Below are 21,171 nucleotides of genomic sequence, written 5' to 3'. Positions count from 1 at the left end.
AACGCGCGTCTTACGGACGCCATTGAAGCGAGTGACGGCGGACAGCACAGAGGGACAGGGGACGAGGGAGGTGACGGTCATGCTGAGGCCAGTTGTGGCCGGTCTGGACGGTTCGCGCGAGAGCCTCGCCGCGGCCGACTGGGCGGCCAGGGAAGCCCTGCGCCGCGGACTGCCGCTCCGTCTGGTGCACGCCTGGGAGGGCCTGCCCGACGAGAGCACCGAGGCGACGCTGCCCGAGCTGCGGGCGCCGCAGTACTACGCGCGCCGCACGCTGCGCTGCGCGGTCGACCGACTGAACGAACGGTATCCGCAGCTGTACATCGCCGCTGAACAGGTGCACGAGCAACCCGGGCCCGCGCTGCTTTCCGAGGCGGAGAACGCCGAACTCCTGGTCATCGGCAGTCAGGGGTTCGGTGGCGTCGGCGGGTTCTTCTCGGGGTCCGTCGCCTTGGCCACCGTGGCCCGCGTCGAACGGCCGGTCGTCCTCGTACGGGCCGGCGACACCGCGGAGGACGAACACCTGCCGGACAGCTCCGGGAAGCCGTCGGTTTGCACGCCCTGTCGTGACGTCGTGGTCGCCGTCGACGTCGACGGCGGCGGCCCGTGCGACGACGTACTCGAATTCGCGTTCCGCGCCGCAGAGCTGCGCCGGGCACCACTGCGGGTCGTGCACGCCTGGAACGTGCCGCTTTCCCATGGCATCCCCGATGCGGAGGAGCACGCACGGATGAGGGAGGTGACGCAGCGGGAGCTGACGGCGCTGCTCGACCCGTGGCGTGAGAAGTTCCCCGCCGTGTTCGTCCGAGAGACCCTCTACGAGGGGCGCCCGGCCCATGTCCTCGTGCGGGCCGCACAGGGGGCGGGCCTGCTGGTGGTGGGCCATCGCAGGCGTCGTACCGCGGTCGGCCCGTACACCGGCCCGGTCGCCCACGCGCTGATCCACCACGTGAACCGCCCGGTCGCGCTGGTCCCGCACGGCTGACGGGCGTTCGCCCGGCGCCAGTGCCGGACGGGGGCACTGCCGCGCAACGGCACTCAAGATCCGAGGAAGTGATCCGAGATGTACTGGAACACACATGACATGAGCGGCTGGGGCTGGTTCGCCATGTCCTTGAGCTCCATCGTCTTCTCGGCACTGCTGGTTTCCATCGCCGTCCTGCTCTTCCGCACCGTGAACCGCGGTCCCAGGGGTACGAACCCCCCTCCCCCCGAGGTCACCCCCGAACGGCTGCTCGCCGAGCGGTTCGCCCGCGGAGAGATCGACGAGGACGAGTACTGGCGCCGGATGGCCGTCCTGCGAGCGGACAGCTCGGGCCGGACCGAGCACTCGCCCCGACCTTGATCGTCCTGACCCTGATGGTGAGGAGGCGCCGTCATGGTGCGACAGGGCCTGCCAACTGCACGATGTCGTCGGCAGCGACATCGTGCAGCCGGATGGCAAGGTCCTCCAGGGCACGGCTGGCGGCGAGTTCGTCGCCGATCTCGGGGATGGCCCGGTCGATCGGATTGCGCCGGGCCACGCCCCTGCCCGTGACGGTCGAGGTGTCGCGGGTGCTCAGTACGGCACGCGCGTTCGTGTCGTCGCCTTCCTCCGAGATGTAGATCTGCACGGTCCACTGCTTGGCTTCCATCGTGATCACTTCCGTGCGCGGGTTCCTCACTACTCTCCAGCCTGCGCCGCTCAACGTGACCGGTCCAGAGCCGCACGGCTTCCTCCGGCCGTGGCTCGGTCGTGCGGCCAACCGGCACGGGCCGCTTGGGCCAGGCGGGAGTCATGCGGCCCATCCCCCGCACCAGTGGGAAAAGAGGACCATGAAGGGAGGAAGCTCTCCAGGAAGGGCGGCTCCGCTCATGACCGCCGTCTGCGTACGCCCCAGCCATGCGTCCACCTATCTGGTCCGCGCGGCCATCACCGCGCCCTCGGTGTACAACACGCAGCCCTGGACCTTCGTCATGGAGGAACAGGACAAGGGCATCGAGTTGCACGCGGACCTCACCCGACGACTCCCGCTCACCGATCCGTACGGCCGGGAAGCGGTCATCAGCTGCGGCTCGGCCCTGTTCAACGTCCGCGTCGCCATGCGGCATCTGGGCTTCAGCCCGGTCGTCCGGACCTTCCCGCACCCGCAGGACTCGTCCTTCCTCGCCGAGGTGACCTGGGGGGCCTACGGTCGGCCCAGCCACGACGAGCAACGCATGTACGCTGCTCTGCGCAGGCGGCACAGCGTGCGCGGGCCGTTCCTGGCGCGGCCGCTGCCCTCCTCCCTGATCGACGAGTTGCGTGAGCAGGCCCGCGGTGAGGGCGCCACCCTGCACTACCTCGACGACAGCACGAGTCGACGGCATCTGGCCGAGCTGGTCCGGGCCGACGAGGACACCCACCGGACCGATCCGAGGTACGTCGCCGAGCAGTCCCGGTGGACCTGGCAGATCGCACTGCCACGGACAGACGTGGCCCCCGCCGACGCGGACGTCATGCACCCGGACTGCACGTCTCTCGTCCGACGGGACCACTCGGCTCTCTCCCGGATGTTCCCCGCTCCACCCCGTCGGTGGTCCGCGCGGACGGGACTGGTTGCCGTGATGAGTACGGACCGCGACGACCGACCGGACTGGCTCCGGGCCGGTCAGGCCCTGGAGCGGGTCCTCTTGTACGCGGCGGCCCACGGGGTCATGGCGGCGTTGCACACCCAGCCTCTCGAACTCCCGCATCTCAGGGCACAAGTCCGCCGAACGCTGAGCATGGGAGAGTTCCCGCAGATGATTCTTCGCCTCGGGTACCCGCCATGAATCCGACCTCTGCCCCGGCGCCCCGTCGAAGAGGTGCTCACGAGGAGAGATTCCCGACCCCCGTGAACCGTCCGTCGGCGGGAGAGGACGGCCCTGACGCCCACTCGCGGCAGGGGCGTCGGGGCTGGTGCGCGTCGCGGTCCGGTGTCAGCGGTTCACGGTCAGTGGCACGGTGTCGACGATCACGGGCCTGCCGTCCTTGGGCGGGACGAGGTACGCGATCAGCAGCCCGGGGCCGGTCCGGGCGGCCTTGTAAGGGAAGGCCACATCGAAGGTCCCGCGGGCTCCGGTGCCGGATGTGGCCCGGATCTGGACATCTGCGGAGGTGCGGCCGGTCGTGTCGGTGACCTTCAGACGGAACTCGGCCTCGAACGTATTGGCGCTGCCCCAGACCCGGACGGGTGTGTGGACGGTGTCACCGATCAGCGGGGACTCGACCAGGACGGCCGGCGCGAGGTCCTCGAAGTCGGCCCGTCCCACCGGGCCGTTGAGGACGATGCCTTCGCCACCGAAGTGCTTGACCGGCTTGCCGTCGAGCTCGAAACGGACTTCGTGGACACCGGCGAAGCGGGTCATGGTGAACACGACCTGAGCGAGCCGCGCCCGCATGGAGAGGCTGCCGCCACCGTCGTCGTACCGGCTGGAGAGGTCTACGGTCGCGACGTGGCCGCGGACCACGACGGAGTGGAGCTTCGTACCGGACGGGATGGCCGTTGTGCGGCCGTGGTCCGCTTCGTAGCGGTTGGGGCCGCTCAGCAGTTCGCGTACGGCACTCGTGGCGGTGGCCGGAGCGGTCACGGTGCGCGGAGCGGCCGAGACGTACTCGCCGCGCAGGAAGTACACCGCCGTGCGGATCCTGTGCGCTCCCGCCGACGTGCTCACCGAGGGCTCGGGGGTTGCCGGTTTCGCGCTGGTGGTTCCCGACGGTGCGGGCGTGCCGGAGGCACCGCCGGAGGTCGACGTGCCGGTCGGGGACCCGGCCGGACGGCCGCTGCCTTGCGGCCGATCCGGACCCGTGCCCGTGCCGCACCCGCTGGCAGCGAGGAGAGGCAGCGTCAGCGCCGCTGCGGTGAGCACCAAGGAGTGACGCCTGCGGGGGCATGGAACTGGGGCTTCGCTGTTCATGGCACCCTCCTCCGACGCTTCAAGCGAAGCGCCTGCGGGGGCCCGCTGCCAGGGGCCGTACGGCACTCGTCGTAGGCCGCCCAGCGAGGGTCGGAAGGACCGTTCGGCCCCGTAAGATCCACTGCGGCCAAGGAAGTTGACCGAGCCTCAGCACGCCGCACCGGCCGTGAGCCGGTGCCGCAGCGCCCAGCGACGCGAGGGTGAGGAGCACGGTCGCGAAGACCGCGAGGACGACGAGGTCGCGCGGGATCGCGATCAGGCCGCCGTCCCTGGAGCGCAGCGTGGTCCACGCATGCATCCGCCGAGCATGCCGAGCGCGGGGCCGACGGCGTGCACCTGCAGCCCGTCGCCGCCCGCGCTGCTCCAGGGCTGCTCATGGCGCGAGGGAGAAGTAGTTCTCCTCCTCCTGGGTGAAGTGCAGCCGCAGCACGGTGTGCAGCCCATAGAGACAGGCACGCAGATCGTCGAACTGTTCGGGTGCCGGACCGCCGGCGGCGTCGGCGAGCGTGAGGTGCGTGGCGATGCGCCGGGCCAGTCGTTCGATCTCGGCATGAGCCCGGCTCATGGTGGCCGTCGACTCGGGCCCACCGAGGGCGGGCGCGAGCGCGGGATAGAGCTGGTGCTCCTCGGCGTACTCGTGCGGCAACAGCCGCTCGGTGAGCAGCCGGTGCGCCTCTCCCACCGAGGCCAGGGCTTCCGGCCCGGGGCTGTCCGAGAGGCGATCGGCGGCTTCGCGTACGGCTTCGAGGACGTCCTGCAGATCGTCGTGCTCGGCGGCGAACCGGTGGATGAGTGCCTCCGTGGCGGGTTCGAGCGGCTGCGCTGTCGCGTGGTCGACGCGCAGGGCACGCAGCGCGTTCAGGATCACCGCGACGTCGATGCCCTCCTGGAGCAGGGCGCCGACGGCTGGAGGAAGCAGACCGAAGGCGGCCGCGACCATGGCCGCGAGCGACATCACCATGCCGCCGAGGGCGCTCTGCACGGCGATGCGCCGCGAGCGTACGGCGATGCCGACGGCGTCGGCCAGACGGTCCACCCGGTCGGTGGTCAGGACGATGTCGGCGGCCTCGGAGGAGGCCGTGGAGCCGCGCGCGCCCATGGCCACACCGACATCCGCGGCGGCGAGCGCCGGGGCGTCGTTCACGCCGTCGCCCACCATCACGGTGACCGTGCGGGCCCGCTCGGCCCGCACGGCGGCGACCTTGTCCGCCGGGGCCAGATCGGCGCGCACGTCGTCGAGACCGAGCACGGCGGCGATCTCGCGCGCGGGCTCGGGCCGGTCGCCGGTCAGCATCACGAGCCGCTCGATGCCCGCCGCACGCAGTCGGCGCAGGGTCCGGGGCGCGTCGTGGCGCAGCGGATCGCGCAGGAGGACGGCACCGGCGCGGTGGCCGTCGACGGTGAGCCAGGCGACGGCCGCCCCGTCCAGGAGCGCGCGGTTGTCGGCCGCACGGGCCCACATCGGGCTTTCGTCGTGGGTGTCGAAGCGGCCGATGGTCGTCCTGCGTCCGCCGACGGTGCCGGTGGCGCCCCGGCCGGGCTCTTCCGACACGTCCTCGGGCACGGTCAGTTCGAGTCCGCGCTCGCGGGCTGCGTCGACGACGGCCTGCGCCAGGACGTGCGGGGAGTACTGGTCGAGCGAGGCGGCCGAGCGCAGCACCTCTGCCGGTGTCCAGCCCGGTGCCGCGATCACGTCGAGCACGCGCGGACGGCCGCCGGTGAGGGTGCCGGTCTTGTCGAGCAGAAGGGTCCGGGCCCGGCCGAGGTTCTCCAGCGCTCCGCCGTCACGGATCACCACCCCGAGGCGGGATGCCCGCGACAGACCCGAGACGATGGCCACCGGTGCCGCGAGCAGCAGGGGACACGGAGTGGCGACCACCAGGACCGCCACCGCTCGCACGGCGGAGCCGCTGATCAGCCAGGCGAGCCCCGCCGCCGCCACCGACAGGGGCAGGAACCAGGCGGCGTAGCGGTCCGCCAGCCGCACCACGGGAGCGGATTCCGCTCCCGCCTGCCGGGCCAGCCGCACGATCTCGGCGTACGTGCTCTCCTGCTCGGTCGCCGAGGCCCGCACCTCGAAGGCGCTGCCCGCGTTGACCACACCGCTGCGCACGGTGTGACCTGCCGCGCGCTCCACATTCCGGGATTCTCCGGTCAGCACCGATTCGTCGAGTACGGCCGGGGTGCCGACCACGCGCCCGTCGACGGGGACGACCTCGCCCGGACCGACCACGAGCAGATCCCCGACGGCCACCTCGGCCAGCGACACCGTACGCACCTCGGTGCCGATGCGGCGGCGGGCGGTGCGCGGCGCGTGTTCCAGCAGCGCCCGCAGGTCGTGGGAGGCGCGCCGCTGGGCTGCGGCCTCGAGCGTGCGGCCGGTGGCGAGCATCAGCGCGATCAGGGCACCTGCCAGATACTCGCCCACTGCCAGGGTGCCGACGAGCGCCAGAACCGCGATCAGGTCCACGCCCGCGTGGCCGTGCCGCAACGCGTCCAGCACCCAGCCCACCGCGGGCGCGACGGCCACGACGGTACCGAGTCCCCAGCACAGGTCGGCAAGATCGGCAGCACCGAGGAGCCAGAAGACGCCTCCGGCCGTCAAGGCGGCGGCCGTGACGGCCAGGAGAACCGGTTCCAGCTTCGACGGAAGGGACAGCACCGTGACCAGACGGCGCAGCTGTTCTCGCGGGATGAAGCGGTCCATGGCAGTCCTCACTGGAGCAGCGACGGCACCTCAGACGTACGGCACGTATGCGCTCGCGCTTTGTTCGAGGAGGGCCTCGGAGGCGCAGGATCGGAGCAGGAACATGGGCAGGCGCCTCTCCACGGACTCGTCGGCGGCCCACCACGCGGCCGTCATGCTTGCGGGGGATCCGTCGAATGCGGCTACGACAGGTCCGGTCATGGCACACCTCGCGTGTCGGCGCGGCAGGCTGGGACAGGGCCCGACAGCCGCGCACGTGCTCCCCTTCTCTCTCTTACTTCCAGTGTGGTGGCCCGACGGCCTCCGGCGCGACGGCCGGATGGCGCGCCGGTGGGGGCCATCCGGCCCTGTTTGGGCGGTCCGGACGCACCTCCCGCGTCCGTGGACTGTCCGACCGCTGGACGGGGCAGTTCGGTTCGTCCGAAGCGGCGGTTCCGTCGAGGTCCAGGAACAGGGGTGGCATACGGCGGTGTGCAGCAGGTCCTTCCGGTCCGTGTCCGAGCCGGATGAGCATCTGAACGTGATCGAAGGGCGCTGTCGCGCTGCGTAGGTCGTTCTGTAGGTCGGGCCATTCAAGTGCCTGATGCAGGAGCGAGGTGCGCAACCGGTGCGCCGTCGCCACGAGCGGGACGTGCTGAAGTGTCTGTCCGGCGCGTAGCCAATCGGTGCGCCGGTGTTCTCGAACTCGTCCTGGCTCGCCCACTGGCGGCTTTCCGCGCTGCGGTCCGCGTCGGCGCGATTGCGGTGCTCCGCGTCGGCAGTGACCCGCAACAGCCGTGCCGTCTCGTGTGGTTCGGGGCACGATGAGCGTGGCGCCTTCGGTATGGGCGGCCTCGGCGAGTTCGCGGAGGACGGAGCCGGGAAGCCGCTCGTCGGAGAAGGGGATCCGATCCCAGCCCTACGACCTGCCGCACCGGAGTCCACATGCGCCGCAAGAGGATTTCGGGTACTCCTCGGGTGAGAAGCAACTTCGCCTGGCGCGGCGGCGCAGACGATCGCCCAGCGAGTAACCCTCGCAGTCGCCTGAACGGCTACCGACGGGGCGTAGGACGGACAGCAGTCCGGAAAGCGGACTGCTCACCGGCATTCCGGTTTCGTACGAGACGGAGGCAGAGGCCTTGGAGCCAGTAGTCACCGTGGGCCTGGACGGCTCACCCGAGAGCCTCGCCGCCGCCCATTGGGCAGCAGACGAAGCCGAGCGGCGGAAGCTCACGCTGCGCCTGCTGCACGCGTGGCCCCTGCTGGTGCCGGAACAGACCCGTATCCCCGCCGAGGTGGATCAGAACTACTGGGCGAATCGCATCGTGCACAACGCGCGGGCGGAGCTCCAGGCGCGCCACCCGGGCCTCTCCATCGACGGCAATCTCGTGGCCGACGACGCCCAGGACGCATTGTTGCAAGCAGCATCGGAGTCCGAGATGACCGTGCTCGGCTCGCGGGGGCTGGGGGCTATCGGAAGCTATTTCCTGGGCGACATCAGCATGCCCGTTGTGGCACGGGCCGACCGGCCGGTGGTCCTGGTACGCGCGGAAACCCCCGAACCGGGGCCACAGACCGATCCACGTACGGCAGGCGGCGTAGTGGTGGCATTGAAACTGCATGGCCCATGCGACGACCTGCTTGGATTCGCCTTCGGCACCGCCGCGGCGCGGGGCGTTCCCCTCCGGGTCGTCCATGGCCGGAGCCTGCCCGTCGTCGCTTACGTTCCCTGGGGCGTGGACCACGACGTCACCGAAGGGATCAAGCAGGACGCACAGAAGGACCTGAGCCAGGCACTCCGCCCCTGGCGCGAGAAGTTTCCAGGCGTGGAGGTGGCCGACGTCATCGCTCTCGAAAGTCCCGCCAAGGCCGTCGTACGAGCCGCCGACGGCGCCGGGCTGCTGGTCGTCGGCCGACGCAAACATCGTCCCGGCCTGGCACCACTCCTGGGCCCCGTGGCCCATGCCGCAGTCCACCACGCGCGCTGCCCCATCGCCGTCGTCCCCCATGACTGAGCCGAGCCGCAACGGGGAACGGACGATGCCGGCGTATCAGGCCGACGCGTCCGTCCTCCGCCCCAGCGTTGCCCCAGCTGCTTCGCGGCTCCCGCGTGCAGAGGTGCACGAGACCCATACCGCGGTGGTGTTCTTCGTCGGGGACCGTGCATACAAGGTCAAGAAACCGGTCGACCTCGGGTTCCTGGACCACACAACTGTGGCGGCGCGCCGGGCCACCTGCGAGCGGGAAGTCGCTCTCAACCGCCGCTTCGCCCCCGACGTCTACCTCGGTCTGGGGGAATTCCACAGCCCGGACACGGATACGCCCGAACCCCTCGTCGTGATGCGCCGTATGCCGGCGGAGCGCCGCCTCTCCCGCCTGATGAGAGAAGGCAAGGCTGTTGACGGTGCCCTGCGGGCTGTCGCCCGGCTGCTCGCCACCCGTCACGCGGACGCTCCCCGCAGCCGGGACGTGGACGAGCAGGGAACGCGGGATGCTCTGTCGTCGCGCTGGGAAGCGAGCTTCGGACAGGTCCGTGCACTGGCCGACGACGGCCTCGTCCCCGATGGCGTGGAGGAGATCGAGCGGCTGGTGCGCCGCTATCTCGCGGGCCGTGGACAGCTCTTCGAAAAGCGCATCGAGAAGGGGCGGGTGGTCGACGGCCACGGCGACCTGCTCGCCGATGACATCTTCTGTCTCGATGACGGCCCCCGCGTCCTGGACTGTCTGGAGTTCGACGACCGCCTGCGCTATGTCGACGGCCTCGACGACGCCGCCTTCCTTGCCATGGACCTGGAACAGCTGGGTGCCCCGGAAGCGGCGGCGTTCTTCCTCGCCGAGTACAGCGAGTACTCCGGCGACCCGGCACCGCCCTCCCTCCGGCATCACTACGTCGCCTACCGCGCGTTCGTCCGGGCCAAGGTCACGTTGATCCAGGCACGCCAGGGCGCGCCCGGCGCGGAGGGGGCGGCACGCCGACTGATCACGACGGCCCTGCGGCACCTTCGTACGTCCGCTGTCGGCCTCACGCTCGTCGGCGGGCTCCCGGGGAGCGGGAAGTCCACGCTCTCCGGCGCACTGGCCGATCGCCTGGGAGTCACGCTGCTGAGCAGCGACCGGCTTCGTAAGGAGCTGGCGGGCATCCCGGCCGAGGAGCCCGCGGCCGCCGGCTATGGCGAGGGCCTTTACACGCCGGAGTGGACCCACAAGACCTACGCGGCCCTGCTCGACCGCGCATCCGCCCTGCTGTCCAGTGGCGAGTCCGTCGTCCTGGACGCCACCTGGTCCGGTGCGGGACAGCGTGAAGCCGCCCTGCGCGTGGCCGAACGCACCAGCGCCGACCTGGTGGCCCTGCACTGCCAGGTTCCAGATGATGTGGCGGCGGCCCGCCTGACCACCCGCACACCTGGGACGTCCGACGCCGGCCTGGACGTGGCAGCCGCCATGGCGGCCACGGAACCGCCATGGCCGGAAGCCGTCGTAGTCGACACGAGCGGCCCCCTGGAGGCCGCGGTCGTCCGGGCGCTGACAGCCGTACGCCCTTACGCCACTGACCAGGCCCCGGTCTTTCGCCGCCCCTACATGGAGCCGGATTAGGAGGCGAGCTGCGACCATGCGGCGGCGACCTGTGTGCCGGAATGGACGGCCTGCTCAGGAGGGCCCGGACGACCTGAGCGGCTGCTGCCCTCGAAAGAGCCCCGACAGTCCCTGTTGCCCGGTAGTCCTTCGCGGGCGACGGTGGAAGGGGGCAGCCGAGGGAGCACCATGCGAGCACTCGTCTACCACGGCCCCGAACAGACCTCCTGGGACACAGCCACGGATCCGGTGATCGAGGACCCGACCGACGTCATAGTGCGGGTCGACGCCACCACCGTCTGCGGTACTGATCTGCACATCGTGCGCGGAGAGCTCCCCGAGGTGAAGCCAGGGACGGTACTCGGCCACGAGGCCGTCGGCGAAGTAGTGGAAGTCGGCCGGGAGGTTCGCTCCGTCCGCGTGGGGGAGCAAGTGATCGTGTCGTCCGTCTCGGCCTGCGGCCGCTGCCGGTTCTGCCAGGACAGCATGTACGGACAGTGCCGCAACGGGGGCGGATGGATTCTGGGGAACCTGATCAACGGGACACAGGCCGAATTCGTGCGGGTGCCCTTCGCCGACCACTCCACCCACCGGCGGCCCGACACCCTGACGCTCGATGACGCCGTCCTGCTCGCCGAACTCCTCCCCACCGCCTACGAGGTCGGGGTGCGGAATGGACACGTGGACTCGGGGGACACCGTGGTCGTCGTGGGTGCTGGTCCCGTAGGGCTTGCAGCGGTCATCACCGCGCGGATCTACTCCCCCCGCAGAATCATCGCGGTGGACCTGTCTCCTTCCCGGCTGGAAGCAGCCACCCGACTGGGTGCCGACGCCGCCGAGCTGCCCGGGCGGCTGATCGCCGATCTGGCCGAGGGGCTCGGCGCCGACGTGGTCATCGAGGCCGCCGGAGATCCGGAGAGCTTCGTCCTCTGCACCCGGGTTGTGCGCCCAGGCGGGCGCATCGCCAACATCGGCATGCACGGCAAGCCGGCCACGCTTCACCTCGAGGCCCTGTGGCACAAGAACGTGACGATCAGCACCGGTCAGGTCGACACGTCCTCCACTCCCTGGCTGCTCGACCTGGTGACTTCCGGACGCCTGCGGGTCTCCTCGCTTGTCACCCACACCCTCGGCCTCGACCGGATGGAGGAGGCCTACGAGATCTTCTCCCACGGCACCGACACCGGGGCCCTCAAGGTCGTGCTGCACCGTGAGTGAAGCGCCCGGCCAGATTTCGCCGTGACGGTCGTGGCGACGGTCCCTGAGGCCGCGATCCCTTACGCACGACGAAGCCCGACCGGTACTCAACACCGGCCGGGCTCCGTGCTGTATCGGCGCTCAGCAGGCGGCGGTCACGTGGTGCGGACCCTCCGGGATGTGCGCGTGCCGTCGACGCCCGACGCGTACGCCGCTGCGTACTACCTGGTCTCGTCCCGAACCCTGAGACTGCCCCGGTCGGCCTCCTTCAGCGCGCGGCCGATGATCAGGCGCTGAATCTGGTTGGTGCCTTCGAAGATCTGCATGACCTTGGCCTCCCGCATATAGCGCTCGACCGGGAAATCGCGGGTGTAGCCGGAGCCGCCGAGTACCTGGACGGCGTCGGTGGTGACCTTCATGGCGTTGTCGGTGGCGACCAGCTTGGCGATGGACGCCTCGCACTGGAACGGGAGCCCCTGGTCCTTGAGCCGGGCGGCGGCGAGCGTGGTGGCGCGGGAGGCCTGCACCGCCGCGGCCATGTCCGCGAGGACGAAGGCCAGCCCCTGGTGCTCGATGATGGGGCGCCCGAAGGTCTCCCGTTCCCGCGAGTAGCGCAGTGCGTGGTCCAGCGCCCCCTGGGCAAGGCCCGTGGCCACTGCCGCGATGCCCAGCCGGCCGCAGTCCAGCCCGGCGAAGGCGATCTTGAGCCCTTCGCCCTCCTCGCCGATCCGGCGGTGCGCGGGGACACGTACGTCCTCCAGACGGATGGTGGCGGTGGCCGACCCGGTCAGACCCATCTTGTGTTCCGGGGGATCGGCCACGACACCAGGAGTGTCGGCCGGGATCAGGAAGCAGGAGATGGCGCGTGAGCCCTCGTCGGCGGTGCGCGCCATGACCGTGTAGAAGTCCGCGTGCCCACCGTGCGTGGTCCATGCCTTGGCGCCGTTGAGCACATAGTGGTCGCCGTCCCTGACGGCCCGCGTGCGCATCGCCGCGGGGTCGGAACCGGCGTGCGCCTCGGACAGGCAGTAGGCGCCGAGCAGATCGCCGCTGAGCATGCCGGGGAGCCACTCGTCCTTCTGCTCCTGGGTGCCGAAGGCGGCGAGGCCGAAGCAGGACAACGCGTGGACCGAGACACCCACGGCGACGCTGGCCCACACGGCCGCGATCTCTTCGACAACCTGGAGGTAGACCTCGTAGGGCTGGCCACCGCCGCCGTACTCCTCGGGGTAGGGCAGGCTCAGCAGGCCGGCCCGGCCCAGTGTGCGGAAGACCTCGCGGGGGAACCGCTCCTCGGCCTCGGCCTCGGCGACGCGCGGCGCGAGCTCCTTCTCGGCGAGCTCGCGGGTCAGGCCGATCAGGTCGACTGCTTCCGGGGCGGGAAGCGTTCGGGTAGCGGGCATGAGATGTCCTCGGGCGTAGCGCTGGAAGTTTTTGATACTCGAAGCGATACAACAGTATCGTTATTGGTACCGTAATGCCATGTCGTCCATCGACAGATCAGCTGGTCCCCTCGCCGGTCTGCGTGTCCTTGAACTCGCGGGACTCGGGCCGGCGCCCCACGCGGCCATGGTGCTGGCCGATCTCGGTGCCGATGTGGTGCGGGTCGAGAGGCCTTCCGGCCGGGCGCTCCGGCTCGGCCCCGTCGGCGCGACCGACATCGTGCGGCGCGGCCGCCGGTCGGTCTTCGCGGATCTCAAGGAGCCCGAGGGGCGTGCGCTCGTCCTGGCGCTGTCGGCCCGGGCCGATGTGTTCGTGGAGGGACTGCGGCCGGGCGTCGCCGAGCGGCTCGGAGTCGGCCCCGACGACTGCGGACGGCGGAATCCGGGGCTCGTCTACGCCCGGGTCACGGGCTGGGGGCAGGACGGTCCGCTCGCTCAGCAACCCGGACACGATCTGAACTACATCGGTCTCACCGGCGTGCTCCATGCCATGGGTCGGGAAGACGGTTCGCCACCCCCTCCGCTCAACCTCGTGGGAGATTTCGGGGGAGGGTCCATGCTCTTGGCCGTCGGCGTCCTGGCCGCGCTGTGGGAGCGCTCACGCTCCGGGGCGGGACAGGTCGTCGACGCCGCGATGATCGACGGGACCGCCCTGTTGAGCCAGATGACGCTCGCTCTGCGCGGCATGGGCGAGTGGTCGGACGAGCGGAGTTCCAACCTTCTCGACGGGGCCGCCCCTTTCTACGACACCTACGCGTGCGGCGACGGCAAATACGTCGCCGTCGCCGCGCTCGAACCGCACTTCTTCGCGGCCCTGCTCGATGGTCTGGGGTTCGACCCCGCCGGGCTGCCCGCCCAGGGCGACCGCGGCGGCTGGCCGGCACTGCGGTCGGCCTTCGCGAAGCGGTTCGCCTCCCGTACGCGCGACGACTGGGCCACGCACTTCGCCGGCACGGACGCGTGCGTGACGCCCGTGCTCACGTTCGCCGAGGCGGGAACGCACCCGCATGTGGTGGCCCGGCGCACCCTGGTCGAGGTCGACGGCATCCTCCAGGCCGCACCGGCCCCGCGATTCTCGCGGACGCCCAGCAGAGAGCCGTCGACTCCGGACACGCCGGGTGAGGACTCCGAGTCGGTGCTACGGGACTGGGGAGTCGGCTCCACCGCTGACACCACTGACACCACTAACACCACTGCGGTCACCGAGGTCAGGGCGAAACCGCGTGCACAATGAGCGACGCCAGCTCGGCGTAGGCCTCCGCGTCGGACAACCCGGTGCGTGCGGCGACCTCACCGCGCTGGATCTCCTGCATGGTGGCGGCGACCACCTCGCCCACGAACGCGGCATGGACGTCACGGAACGCGCCGGCGGCGACCCCGTCCGCGATCAACTGCCTGAGCCGGCCCGCTGCAAGACGCGTATTGGCCTCGTACACCTCGCGAGCAGGTTCGAAGTCGGCCATGTCGTCGAGGAATTGCCGGGACAGCGGTCTCAGCTGCTGGGCGACCGCGTTCAGGTAGACCACCACGCGGTCCGCGGGCGCCGAGGTGTCCGCCACCTGCTTCTCGATGGTCTGTGTCGCCTCCCGGAAGTAGTGCTTCACCGCCTCCCGGACCAACTCCTGCTTGCTGCCAGCCAGTTGATACAAGGTCGTCTTCGAGCAGCGCAGCCGCTCGGTCAGCTCGTCGAGCGTGAACGACGCGAAACCCTCCGCCGCCAGCAGGGCGACCAGCCGCTGGAGCAAGTCGGTCTGGCGCGCTGTACGACGTGTGGACGGCATGATCTCAGCGTAACCGTTCGCCTTCGCCGGGATCGAGCAGTGGTCAGCGCGCGGTCCAGCCGCCGTCGACGACGACCGTCTGCCCGGTGACATAGCTTCCCGCGTCCCCCGCGAGCCACAGGATGGCGCCGACGATGTCGTCGGCGGTTCCCGCCTTCGGCAGCGGAGTATTGCGGCGCAGGTACTCGGCGGCGCGCTCGCTCTCGTAGAGCGGGCCGGTGATCTCGCTGCGGAAGAAGCCGGGGGCCACCGTGTTCACCCGGATCGAGTGCTTCGCCCAGCCGACCCGGCCGCTGATGGACGAGACGTTGATGATCACGCCCCGGCCGATGGCGCGCATGTGGGGGAAGACGGCCTGGGCGAGCAGGAACGGGGCCAGCAGGTTGAGGTCCGTGGTCCGGCGGACGGCGTCGAGTGGTTCGGACTCCGCGCGCTCGGTCGTGAACATGGTCCCCGCGGCGTTGACGAGGATCTCCGGCGGCCCCAGGCCCTCGACCACCGCCGGTACGACGGAGCCGGCCCGGTCGAGGTCGGAGAGGTCGCAGGCGACGGCGATGCCGTCGATCTGCTCGGCGAGTTCGGCCAGCCTGTCGCGACGGCGGGCCACCACGGCGACCCGGGCGCCGAGCGAGGCCATTTTCGGCTGGACCTATTCCCAGGCGAAGCCCCATGAGGTGATGTGGAACCAGAACTTCGGCCACCTCGGCACGGGGCTTCCCTACGCCGTGGGCGCCTCGGTGGCGGAAGGCGGAAAACGTCCCCTGATGCTGATCACCGGGGACTCGTCCTTCCAGTTCCACATCGCGGAGCTGGAGACGGCCGCGCGCCTGAACCTGCCCCTCGTCTGTGTCGTGGGCGTCGACTACGCCTGGGGCCTCGAAGTGGGCGTCTACAAGCGCACCTTCGGGCAGGGGTCGCTGGAGACCGGCGTGCACTGGAGCCGGAACACGCGGCTGGACAAGGTCGCCGAAGGGTTCGGCTGCCACGGCGAATACGTCGAACGGGACGAGGACATCGCCCCCGCCATCAAGCGTGCGTACGCCAGCGGCAAGCCGGGTGTCATTCACGTGGCGGTCGACCCGAAGGCGAACTCCGAAGAAATGCCGAGCTACGACGAGTTCCGGACCTGGTACGCGGAAGGGACGCAGTGACCATGCGGGAATACCTGAAGTTCTACATCGGCGGTCAGTGGACGGATCCGGCGGAGCCGCGGACCTCGGAGGTCGTGAATCCCGCCACCGAGGAGGTCTGCGGCAAGGTGGCGGCCGGCTCGGCCGCCGATGTGGACCGGGCGGTCGCGGCGGCGCGGCGGGCCTTCCCCGACTGGTCGACGACCACGGTCACGGAGCGCGTCGAGGTGCTCCAGAACATCCTCGACGTGTTCCAGAAGCGGGCCGGCGACCTCGCCGCGGCGCTGACCGAGGAGATGGGCGCGCCGACCGCGCTCGCCCACGGCTTCCAAGTGGGGCTCGGGGCCGGGCATCTGACGACGGCGATCGCGGTGCTCAAGGACTTCGTCTTCGAGGAACGGCGTGGCGCCACGCTCGTCGTCAAGGAGCCGATCGGCGTCTGCGGACTGATCACCCCGTGGAACTGGCCCATGAACCAGATCGCCGTGAAGGTCTTCCCCGCGCTGGCGACGGGGTGCACCGTGGTGCTCAAGCCGTCGGAGCAGTCGCCCTTCACCGGGCAGATCTTCGCCGAGATCCTGGATGCCGCGCGTGTTCCCGCCGGTGTGTTCAACCTCGTTCAGGGCGACGGCCCGGGCGTGGGGGTGCCGCTCTCCCGTCATCCCGGGGTCGACATGGTCTCCTTCACCGGTTCGACGCGCGCGGGCATCGAGATCGCGAGGAACGCCGCGCCCACCGTCAAGCGCGTGACACAGGAGCTGGGCGGCAAGAGCCCGAACATCGTCCTCGACGACGCGGCCTTCGCCGAGAACGTCGGCAAGGGCGTGGCCACCGTGATGGGCAACTCCGGACAGACATGCAGCGCGCCGTCGCGCATGCTGGTGCCCAGCGCCCGTATGGCAGAGGCCATGGTCATCGCCCGGGAGACCGCGTCCCGGATCACCGTGGGTGACCCGGGCGGCGACTTCGTGATGGGTCCGGTGGTTTCAGAGGCCCAGTTCGAGAAGATTCAGGGGCTGATTCAGCGGGGCATCGACGAGGGAGCCACCCTGGTGACAGGCGGCACCGGACGCCCGGACGGTTTGGAGAAGGGCTACTACGTCAAGCCCACCGTCTTCGCCCATGTCGCGAACGACATGACCATCGCCCGCGAGGAGATCTTCGGGCCGGTGCTGACGATCCTGGGCTACGACAGTGTGGACCACGCCGTCGAGATCGCGAACGACACGGAGTACGGTCTCGCCGGTTACGTGGCCGGGGCGGACCTCGAAAGCGCCCGCGCCGTCGCTCGTCGCATCCGGGCGGGGTGGGTCGTGGTCAACGACGGATTCGACTTCGGCTGTCCCTTCGGTGGCTACAAGAAGAGCGGAAACGGCCGGGAGTGGGGCGAGTTCGGCTTCCACGACTACCTGGAAATCAAGGGAATCCTCGGCCACGCACCTGATGAGGCGGCCTCGTCGACCTGACGAGACCGCCCCGGAGACACGCCGCCTGCCAGTCGTGTCAGCGGTAGAGGGCGGGGCGTTCGATCAGTTCGACCTCGGTCCGGCGTCCGTCGGCCTGGGCGCGGACGCCCGCCTCGCAGACGGCCGCCGCCGCGTATCCGTCCCAGCTGCTGGGGCCGGTGACCTCGCCGCGCAGGGTGGCGTCGACCCAGGCCTGCACCTCGCGGTCGTACGCCTCCTCGAACCGCTCCACGAAGTCCGGGGCGATCGAACCGCCCCACCGGCCACCGGCGTTGACCGACATCCCGTGGGCGTCGCCGATCCGCGCGGTGCCGCTCTCGCAGACCGCCTCGGCCTGCACCTGGTAGCCGAAGCGGCAGTTGACGTAGATCTCCACGTCGACCAGGACCCCGCCGTCCGTCTCGAACACGACGAACTGCGGGTCCGACAGGCCCTCGGGCGCGTTGCCGGACGGCCTCGGCTTCATCACCGTGACCGCGGTGATCTCCTGGTCGAGCAGCCAGCGGGCGGCGTCCATCTCGTGCACGACCGAGTCGTTGATCAGCATCTGCTCGGTGTAGTACGACAGCACGTCGGCGTTGCGGTGCCGGTTGTGCAGCATCAGCGGCCGGCCCAGCTCGCCGCTGTCCAGCAGGGACTTGAGCTTCATGTACTCGGCGTCGTACCGCCGCATGAACCCGACCTGGACCCTGCGGTGTCCGAGCTTCTGCTCGGCCTCCATGACGCGCAGCGCGGAGGCCGCGTCCGGGGTGAGCGGCTTCTCGCACAGCACCGGCAGATCGTGCCCGAAGGCGGCGAGCAGCGCCGCCTCGTGGGCCGGGCCGGGGGAGGCGATGATCACGGCGTCGACGTCGTCGGCGGCCAGGGCGGCGGCCGGGTCGGTGTACGCCGTGCAGCCGTCGATGCCGTCGGCGAGCTGCTTGGCCCGCTCGGCGTCGATGTCCACGACGGCGGTCACCCGCGCCCCGCTGGTGACCTCGGTGATCCGGCGTACGTGGTCGGCCCCCATCCGGCCCGTGCCGATGACGGCCACCCCGAGTGTTCCGCGCTGAGTCATGGTGGTCGATGGTCCTTTCAGATGGTCAGGCGCCGCAGGAGCGGAGGAACTTACGGGTGCGTACGGCGATCGGGAGCGGCTTGTCCGGCTCGCACGGGTACATGTCCTGCTCGACGATGGCGAACAGCTCCACGCCGAGACGCTGGGCGGCGACCAGCACCGGCTCCAACTCCGGTACGCCCGCCGGGGGTTCGCACATCACGCCGCGCTGCACGGCGGGGCCGAACGGCACCTCGTTCTTGACGACGTCGGCGAGGATCTCCGGGTCGACCTGCTTGAGGTGCAGATAGCCGATGCGCTCGCCGTAGGTCTCGATGAGCTTGACGCTGTCGCCGCCGCAGTAGGCGTAGTGCCCGGTGTCCAGGCACAGGTTGACCAGGTCGGAGTCGGTCGAGTCGAGGAAGCGCTCGACGTGGTCCTCGGTGTCGATGTGGGTGTCCGCGTGCGGGTGGACGACGATGTCGAGGCCGTACGTCTCCTTGACCTCGTGGCCGAGCCGTTCCATGCCCTTGGTCAGGTGGGCCCACTGCTCGGCGGTCAGCTCCGGCGGTTCGAGGATCTCGGCGGTCTTGTCGTCCCGCCAGAAGGACGGGATGACCACCAGGTGCTTCGCGCCCATGGCCTGGGTGAGCGCGGCGATGTCGCTGACGTGCTTCCAGGTGGACTCCCAGACCGAGGGCCCGCGGTGCAGTCCGGTGAAGACCGTGCCGGCCGACACCTTCAACTGACGCTTGGTCACCTCGTCGGTGAGCCGGGCCGGGTCGGTCGGCAGATAGCCGTACGGGCCGAGCTCGATCCACGAGTAGCCGGCCTCGGCGACCTCGTCCAGGAACCGTTCCCACGGGACCTGTTGCGGGTCGTCGGGGAACCAGACGCCCCAGGAGTCGGGGGCCGAGCCGACCCGGATGCGGTCGAGGGGAGTGGTCATCTCAGGAGGTCCCTTCGGAGGAGGCCGCCACGGGTGCCTGGAGGTCTTCCGCTTCGGGGAGTTCCTCGACGTCGACGCCGCGTACCTGCGCCAACTCGTGCTTGAGCGCCGCGAGTTCGGCGCCGCCGGCCATGTGGTTGGTGAGCTCTTCCAGGCTGACCTCGCTGCGGTCGGCGCTGAGCTCCATGGTGCCGAGCCGGAGCACGCTGAAGTGGTCGCCGACCATGTAGGCGTGGTGCGGGTTGTGGGTGATGAAGATGACGCCGAGACCGCGGTCGCGGGCGGCGGCGATGTACTTGAGGACGACACCGGACTGCTTGACGCCGAGCGCGGCGGTCGGCTCGTCGAGGATGAGCACGCGGGCGCCGAAGTACACGGCGCGGGCGATGGCCACGGACTGGCGCTGGCCGCCGGAGAGCGTGCCGATGGGCTGGTCCAGGTCGTCGAGGACGATGCCCATGTTGCGCAGTTCCTCGTCGGCCGTCTGCTTCATGCGGGCGATGTCGAGGCGGCGCACGGGCCAGGGGCCCTTGGTCATCTCGGAGCCGAGGAAGAAGTTCCGCCACACCGGCATCAGCGGCACGGTGGCCAGGTCCTGGTAGACGGTGGCGATGCCCTTGTCGAGGGCCTCGCGCGGGGTGCTGAAGCGTACCGGCTCGCCGTCCACGAGGAACTCGCCCTCGGTGTGCTGGTGCAGACCCGAGATGATCTTGATGAGGGTCGACTTGCCGGCGCCGTTGTCGCCGAGCACGCAGGTGACCTTGCCGGGCCGCACGGTCAGGGACACGCCGTGCAGGGCGCGGATGTTGCCGTAGGCCTTGCCGGCGTTGCGCAGTTCGACGAGGGGGGCGGTGCCGTCCTCGGACGGCGTGTCCTTGAGGATCGCGCCGACGGGTCCGGATCCGTTGCTTGCCATGAGTCAGTTCACCTCCGGGTCGCCGTGCGGCGGACCCACAGATTGATGAGCGTGGCGCCGAGCAGCATCACGCCGAGGAAGGCCTTGAACCAGTCGGGGTTCCAGCCGGCGTAGACGATGCCCTGCTGCACCATGCCGAACATGAAGGCGCCGAAGACCGGGCCGATCGCGGAGCCGTAGCCGCCGGTCAGCAGACAGCCGCCGATCACCGCCGCGGCGATGTAGATGAGTTCCTGGCCGACACCCTCGCCCGACTGCACGGTGTTGAAGGAGAACAGCTGGTGCATGCCGATGAACCAGGCGCCGAAACCGACGGTCATGAACAGCGTGATCTTGGTGAAGGTGACCGGCACACCGACCGCGCGGGCGCTGTCCTGATTGCCGCCGACCGCGAAGATCCAGTTGCCGTACTTGGTGCGCAGCAGCACCCAGGTCGCGATGGCCGCGAAGACCAGCCACCACACGATGGTGATCTTCACCTGGACACCGCCGACGTCGAAGGACGAGGCGAAGACCTTCTTCGCCTGATCGAAGCCGTCCATGGTGCTGATGTCGTCGGTCGCCACGTTGTTGGTGATCAGCTTGGTGACCGCGAGGTTCACGCCTTGCAGGATCAGGAAGGTGCCGAGGGTGACCAGGAAGCTCGGCAGCCCGGTGCGGACCATCATCCAGCCGTTGAACGCGCCGATCGCGAGGGACACGAAGAGCGCGACGATCACGCCCATCCAGACGTTCATGGTCAGCTGGTAGCTGAGCATGCTCGCGGTCAGCGCCGAGGTGATCACGGCGACGCCGGACGACAGGTCGAACTCGCCGCCGATCATCAGCAGGGCCACGGGCAGCGCCATGATGCCGATCGTCGACGACTGGTAGAGCACGGTCGCCATCGAGCTGCCGGAGCGGACCGCCGGCGCCGCGATGAGGAAGAAGACGAACACGGCGACTGCGCCGAGGAATACGCCGACCTCGGGCCGGGCGAGCAGCCTGAGCGCCAGGGAGCGCTGTGCGGTCCGCCCGTCGGTCTCCTTGGGGCCGGAGGCCGGCGGTGTGGTCACCGCCGGCTCAGCCTGCTGGGTCATC

Annotated in this window: 20 protein-coding genes; 9 read left to right on the top strand and 11 right to left on the bottom strand. The window is 70.1% G+C overall.

Annotated elements, in window-relative coordinates; genetic code table 11:
• Nucleotides 1-79 precede the first annotated feature (79 nt).
• Complete coding sequence (locus AB5J50_RS05870; protein ID WP_369255539.1) at nt 80-982, top strand: universal stress protein; 903 nt, start codon at nt 80-82, stop codon at nt 980-982.
• 78 nt (nt 983-1,060) lie between these two features.
• Nucleotides 1,061-1,342 (top strand): SHOCT domain-containing protein, encoded by a 282-nt coding sequence (locus AB5J50_RS05865; protein ID WP_369255537.1) that lies wholly within the window; start codon nt 1,061-1,063, stop codon nt 1,340-1,342.
• 31 nt (nt 1,343-1,373) lie between these two features.
• Here the strand turns inward: AB5J50_RS05865 and AB5J50_RS05860 are convergent, their stop codons facing one another.
• The gene (locus AB5J50_RS05860; protein ID WP_369265317.1) at nt 1,374-1,631 is read right to left on the bottom strand and encodes a DUF1876 domain-containing protein; all 258 of its coding nucleotides are present in this window, start codon (nt 1,629-1,631) and stop codon (nt 1,374-1,376) included.
• A 220-nt stretch (nt 1,632-1,851) separates the two neighbouring features.
• Between AB5J50_RS05860 and AB5J50_RS05855 the strand changes: the two genes are divergently transcribed.
• Nucleotides 1,852-2,790 (top strand): nitroreductase family protein, encoded by a 939-nt coding sequence (locus AB5J50_RS05855; RefSeq protein WP_369255535.1) that lies wholly within the window; start codon nt 1,852-1,854, stop codon nt 2,788-2,790.
• 147 nt (nt 2,791-2,937) lie between these two features.
• Here AB5J50_RS05855 and AB5J50_RS05850 read toward each other — a convergent pair whose 3' ends face one another.
• From AB5J50_RS05850 to AB5J50_RS05840, 3 genes are all read right to left on the bottom strand, one after another.
• The gene (locus AB5J50_RS05850) at nt 2,938-3,915 is read right to left on the bottom strand and encodes a GerMN domain-containing protein (protein WP_369255533.1); all 978 of its coding nucleotides are present in this window, start codon (nt 3,913-3,915) and stop codon (nt 2,938-2,940) included.
• A 373-nt stretch (nt 3,916-4,288) separates the two neighbouring features.
• On the bottom strand, nt 4,289-6,622 hold the full coding sequence (locus AB5J50_RS05845) for a heavy metal translocating P-type ATPase (protein ID WP_369255531.1): 2,334 nt from the start codon (nt 6,620-6,622) through the stop codon (nt 4,289-4,291).
• Between the two features lie 30 nt (nt 6,623-6,652).
• Nucleotides 6,653-6,823, bottom strand: a complete 171-nt coding sequence (locus tag AB5J50_RS05840; RefSeq protein ID WP_369255529.1) for a hypothetical protein — start codon at nt 6,821-6,823, stop codon at nt 6,653-6,655.
• 917 nt (nt 6,824-7,740) lie between these two features.
• Between AB5J50_RS05840 and AB5J50_RS05835 the strand changes: the two genes are divergently transcribed.
• The 3 genes from AB5J50_RS05835 (at nt 7,741) to AB5J50_RS05825 (ending at nt 11,392) form a co-directional block, all read left to right on the top strand.
• Complete coding sequence (locus AB5J50_RS05835) at nt 7,741-8,616, top strand: universal stress protein (protein WP_369255527.1); 876 nt, start codon at nt 7,741-7,743, stop codon at nt 8,614-8,616.
• A gap of 103 nt (nt 8,617-8,719) precedes the next feature.
• Nucleotides 8,720-10,195, top strand: coding sequence for an AAA family ATPase (locus tag AB5J50_RS05830; RefSeq protein ID WP_369255525.1), 1,476 nt, complete (start codon nt 8,720-8,722; stop codon nt 10,193-10,195).
• Nucleotides 10,196-10,363: 168 nt separating this feature from the next.
• Entirely contained in the window at nt 10,364-11,392 is a 1,029-nt protein-coding gene (locus AB5J50_RS05825; protein WP_369255523.1) for an alcohol dehydrogenase catalytic domain-containing protein, read from the top strand.
• 200 nt (nt 11,393-11,592) lie between these two features.
• On the opposite strand, the gene AB5J50_RS05820 is transcribed toward AB5J50_RS05825, so the two are convergent.
• Entirely contained in the window at nt 11,593-12,774 is a 1,182-nt protein-coding gene (locus tag AB5J50_RS05820; protein ID WP_369255521.1) for an acyl-CoA dehydrogenase family protein, read from the bottom strand.
• A gap of 79 nt (nt 12,775-12,853) precedes the next feature.
• Here AB5J50_RS05820 and AB5J50_RS05815 point away from each other — a divergent pair, with 79 nt between their 5' ends.
• On the top strand, nt 12,854-14,047 hold the full coding sequence (locus AB5J50_RS05815) for a CaiB/BaiF CoA transferase family protein (protein ID WP_369255519.1): 1,194 nt from the start codon (nt 12,854-12,856) through the stop codon (nt 14,045-14,047).
• On the opposite strand, the gene AB5J50_RS05810 is transcribed toward AB5J50_RS05815, so the two are convergent.
• Both AB5J50_RS05810 and AB5J50_RS05805 read right to left on the bottom strand, forming a co-directional pair.
• Nucleotides 14,022-14,594, bottom strand: a complete 573-nt coding sequence (locus AB5J50_RS05810; protein ID WP_327426532.1) for a TetR/AcrR family transcriptional regulator — start codon at nt 14,592-14,594, stop codon at nt 14,022-14,024. The two genes, AB5J50_RS05815 and AB5J50_RS05810, sit on opposite strands and share 26 nt — an antisense overlap.
• A 43-nt stretch (nt 14,595-14,637) precedes the next feature.
• Nucleotides 14,638-15,231: an SDR family NAD(P)-dependent oxidoreductase gene (locus tag AB5J50_RS05805; RefSeq protein ID WP_369255517.1), complete on the bottom strand. Its 594-nt coding sequence runs from the start codon at nt 15,229-15,231 to the stop codon at nt 14,638-14,640.
• Between AB5J50_RS05805 and AB5J50_RS05800 the strand changes: the two genes are divergently transcribed.
• The gene (locus tag AB5J50_RS05800) at nt 15,149-15,745 is read left to right on the top strand and encodes a thiamine pyrophosphate-dependent enzyme (RefSeq protein WP_369255515.1); all 597 of its coding nucleotides are present in this window, start codon (nt 15,149-15,151) and stop codon (nt 15,743-15,745) included. The genes AB5J50_RS05805 and AB5J50_RS05800 overlap by 83 nt on opposite strands.
• A gap of 2 nt (nt 15,746-15,747) precedes the next feature.
• Nucleotides 15,748-17,190: an aldehyde dehydrogenase family protein gene (locus tag AB5J50_RS05795; RefSeq protein ID WP_369255513.1), complete on the top strand. Its 1,443-nt coding sequence runs from the start codon at nt 15,748-15,750 to the stop codon at nt 17,188-17,190.
• A 37-nt stretch (nt 17,191-17,227) separates the two neighbouring features.
• Here the strand turns inward: AB5J50_RS05795 and AB5J50_RS05790 are convergent, their stop codons facing one another.
• Genes AB5J50_RS05790 through AB5J50_RS05775 form a run of 4 tightly spaced genes read right to left on the bottom strand, consistent with a single transcriptional unit; the run spans nt 17,228 to nt 21,170 of the window.
• Complete coding sequence (locus tag AB5J50_RS05790; RefSeq protein WP_369255511.1) at nt 17,228-18,247, bottom strand: Gfo/Idh/MocA family protein; 1,020 nt, start codon at nt 18,245-18,247, stop codon at nt 17,228-17,230.
• Nucleotides 18,248-18,272: 25 nt separating this feature from the next.
• Nucleotides 18,273-19,175 carry a sugar phosphate isomerase/epimerase family protein gene (locus AB5J50_RS05785; RefSeq protein ID WP_369255509.1) on the bottom strand — a complete coding sequence of 301 codons (903 nt, stop codon included), beginning with the start codon at nt 19,173-19,175 and terminating at the stop codon, nt 18,273-18,275.
• Nucleotide 19,176: 1 nt separating this feature from the next.
• Nucleotides 19,177-20,091: an ATP-binding cassette domain-containing protein gene (locus tag AB5J50_RS05780; protein WP_369255507.1), complete on the bottom strand. Its 915-nt coding sequence runs from the start codon at nt 20,089-20,091 to the stop codon at nt 19,177-19,179.
• Between the two features lie 8 nt (nt 20,092-20,099).
• A complete protein-coding gene (locus AB5J50_RS05775; RefSeq protein WP_369265316.1) occupies nt 20,100-21,170 on the bottom strand; it encodes an ABC transporter permease in 1,071 nt (356 codons plus the stop codon).
• Between the last annotated feature and the right edge of the window lies 1 nt (nt 21,171).

The organism is Streptomyces sp. R35 (genome assembly GCF_041053035.1).
Lineage (GTDB): Bacteria > Actinomycetota > Actinomycetes > Streptomycetales > Streptomycetaceae > Streptomyces > Streptomyces lutosisoli.
The sequence above is the reverse complement of the archived record's forward strand: the minus strand, read 5'-3'. Positions and strand labels throughout refer to the sequence as shown.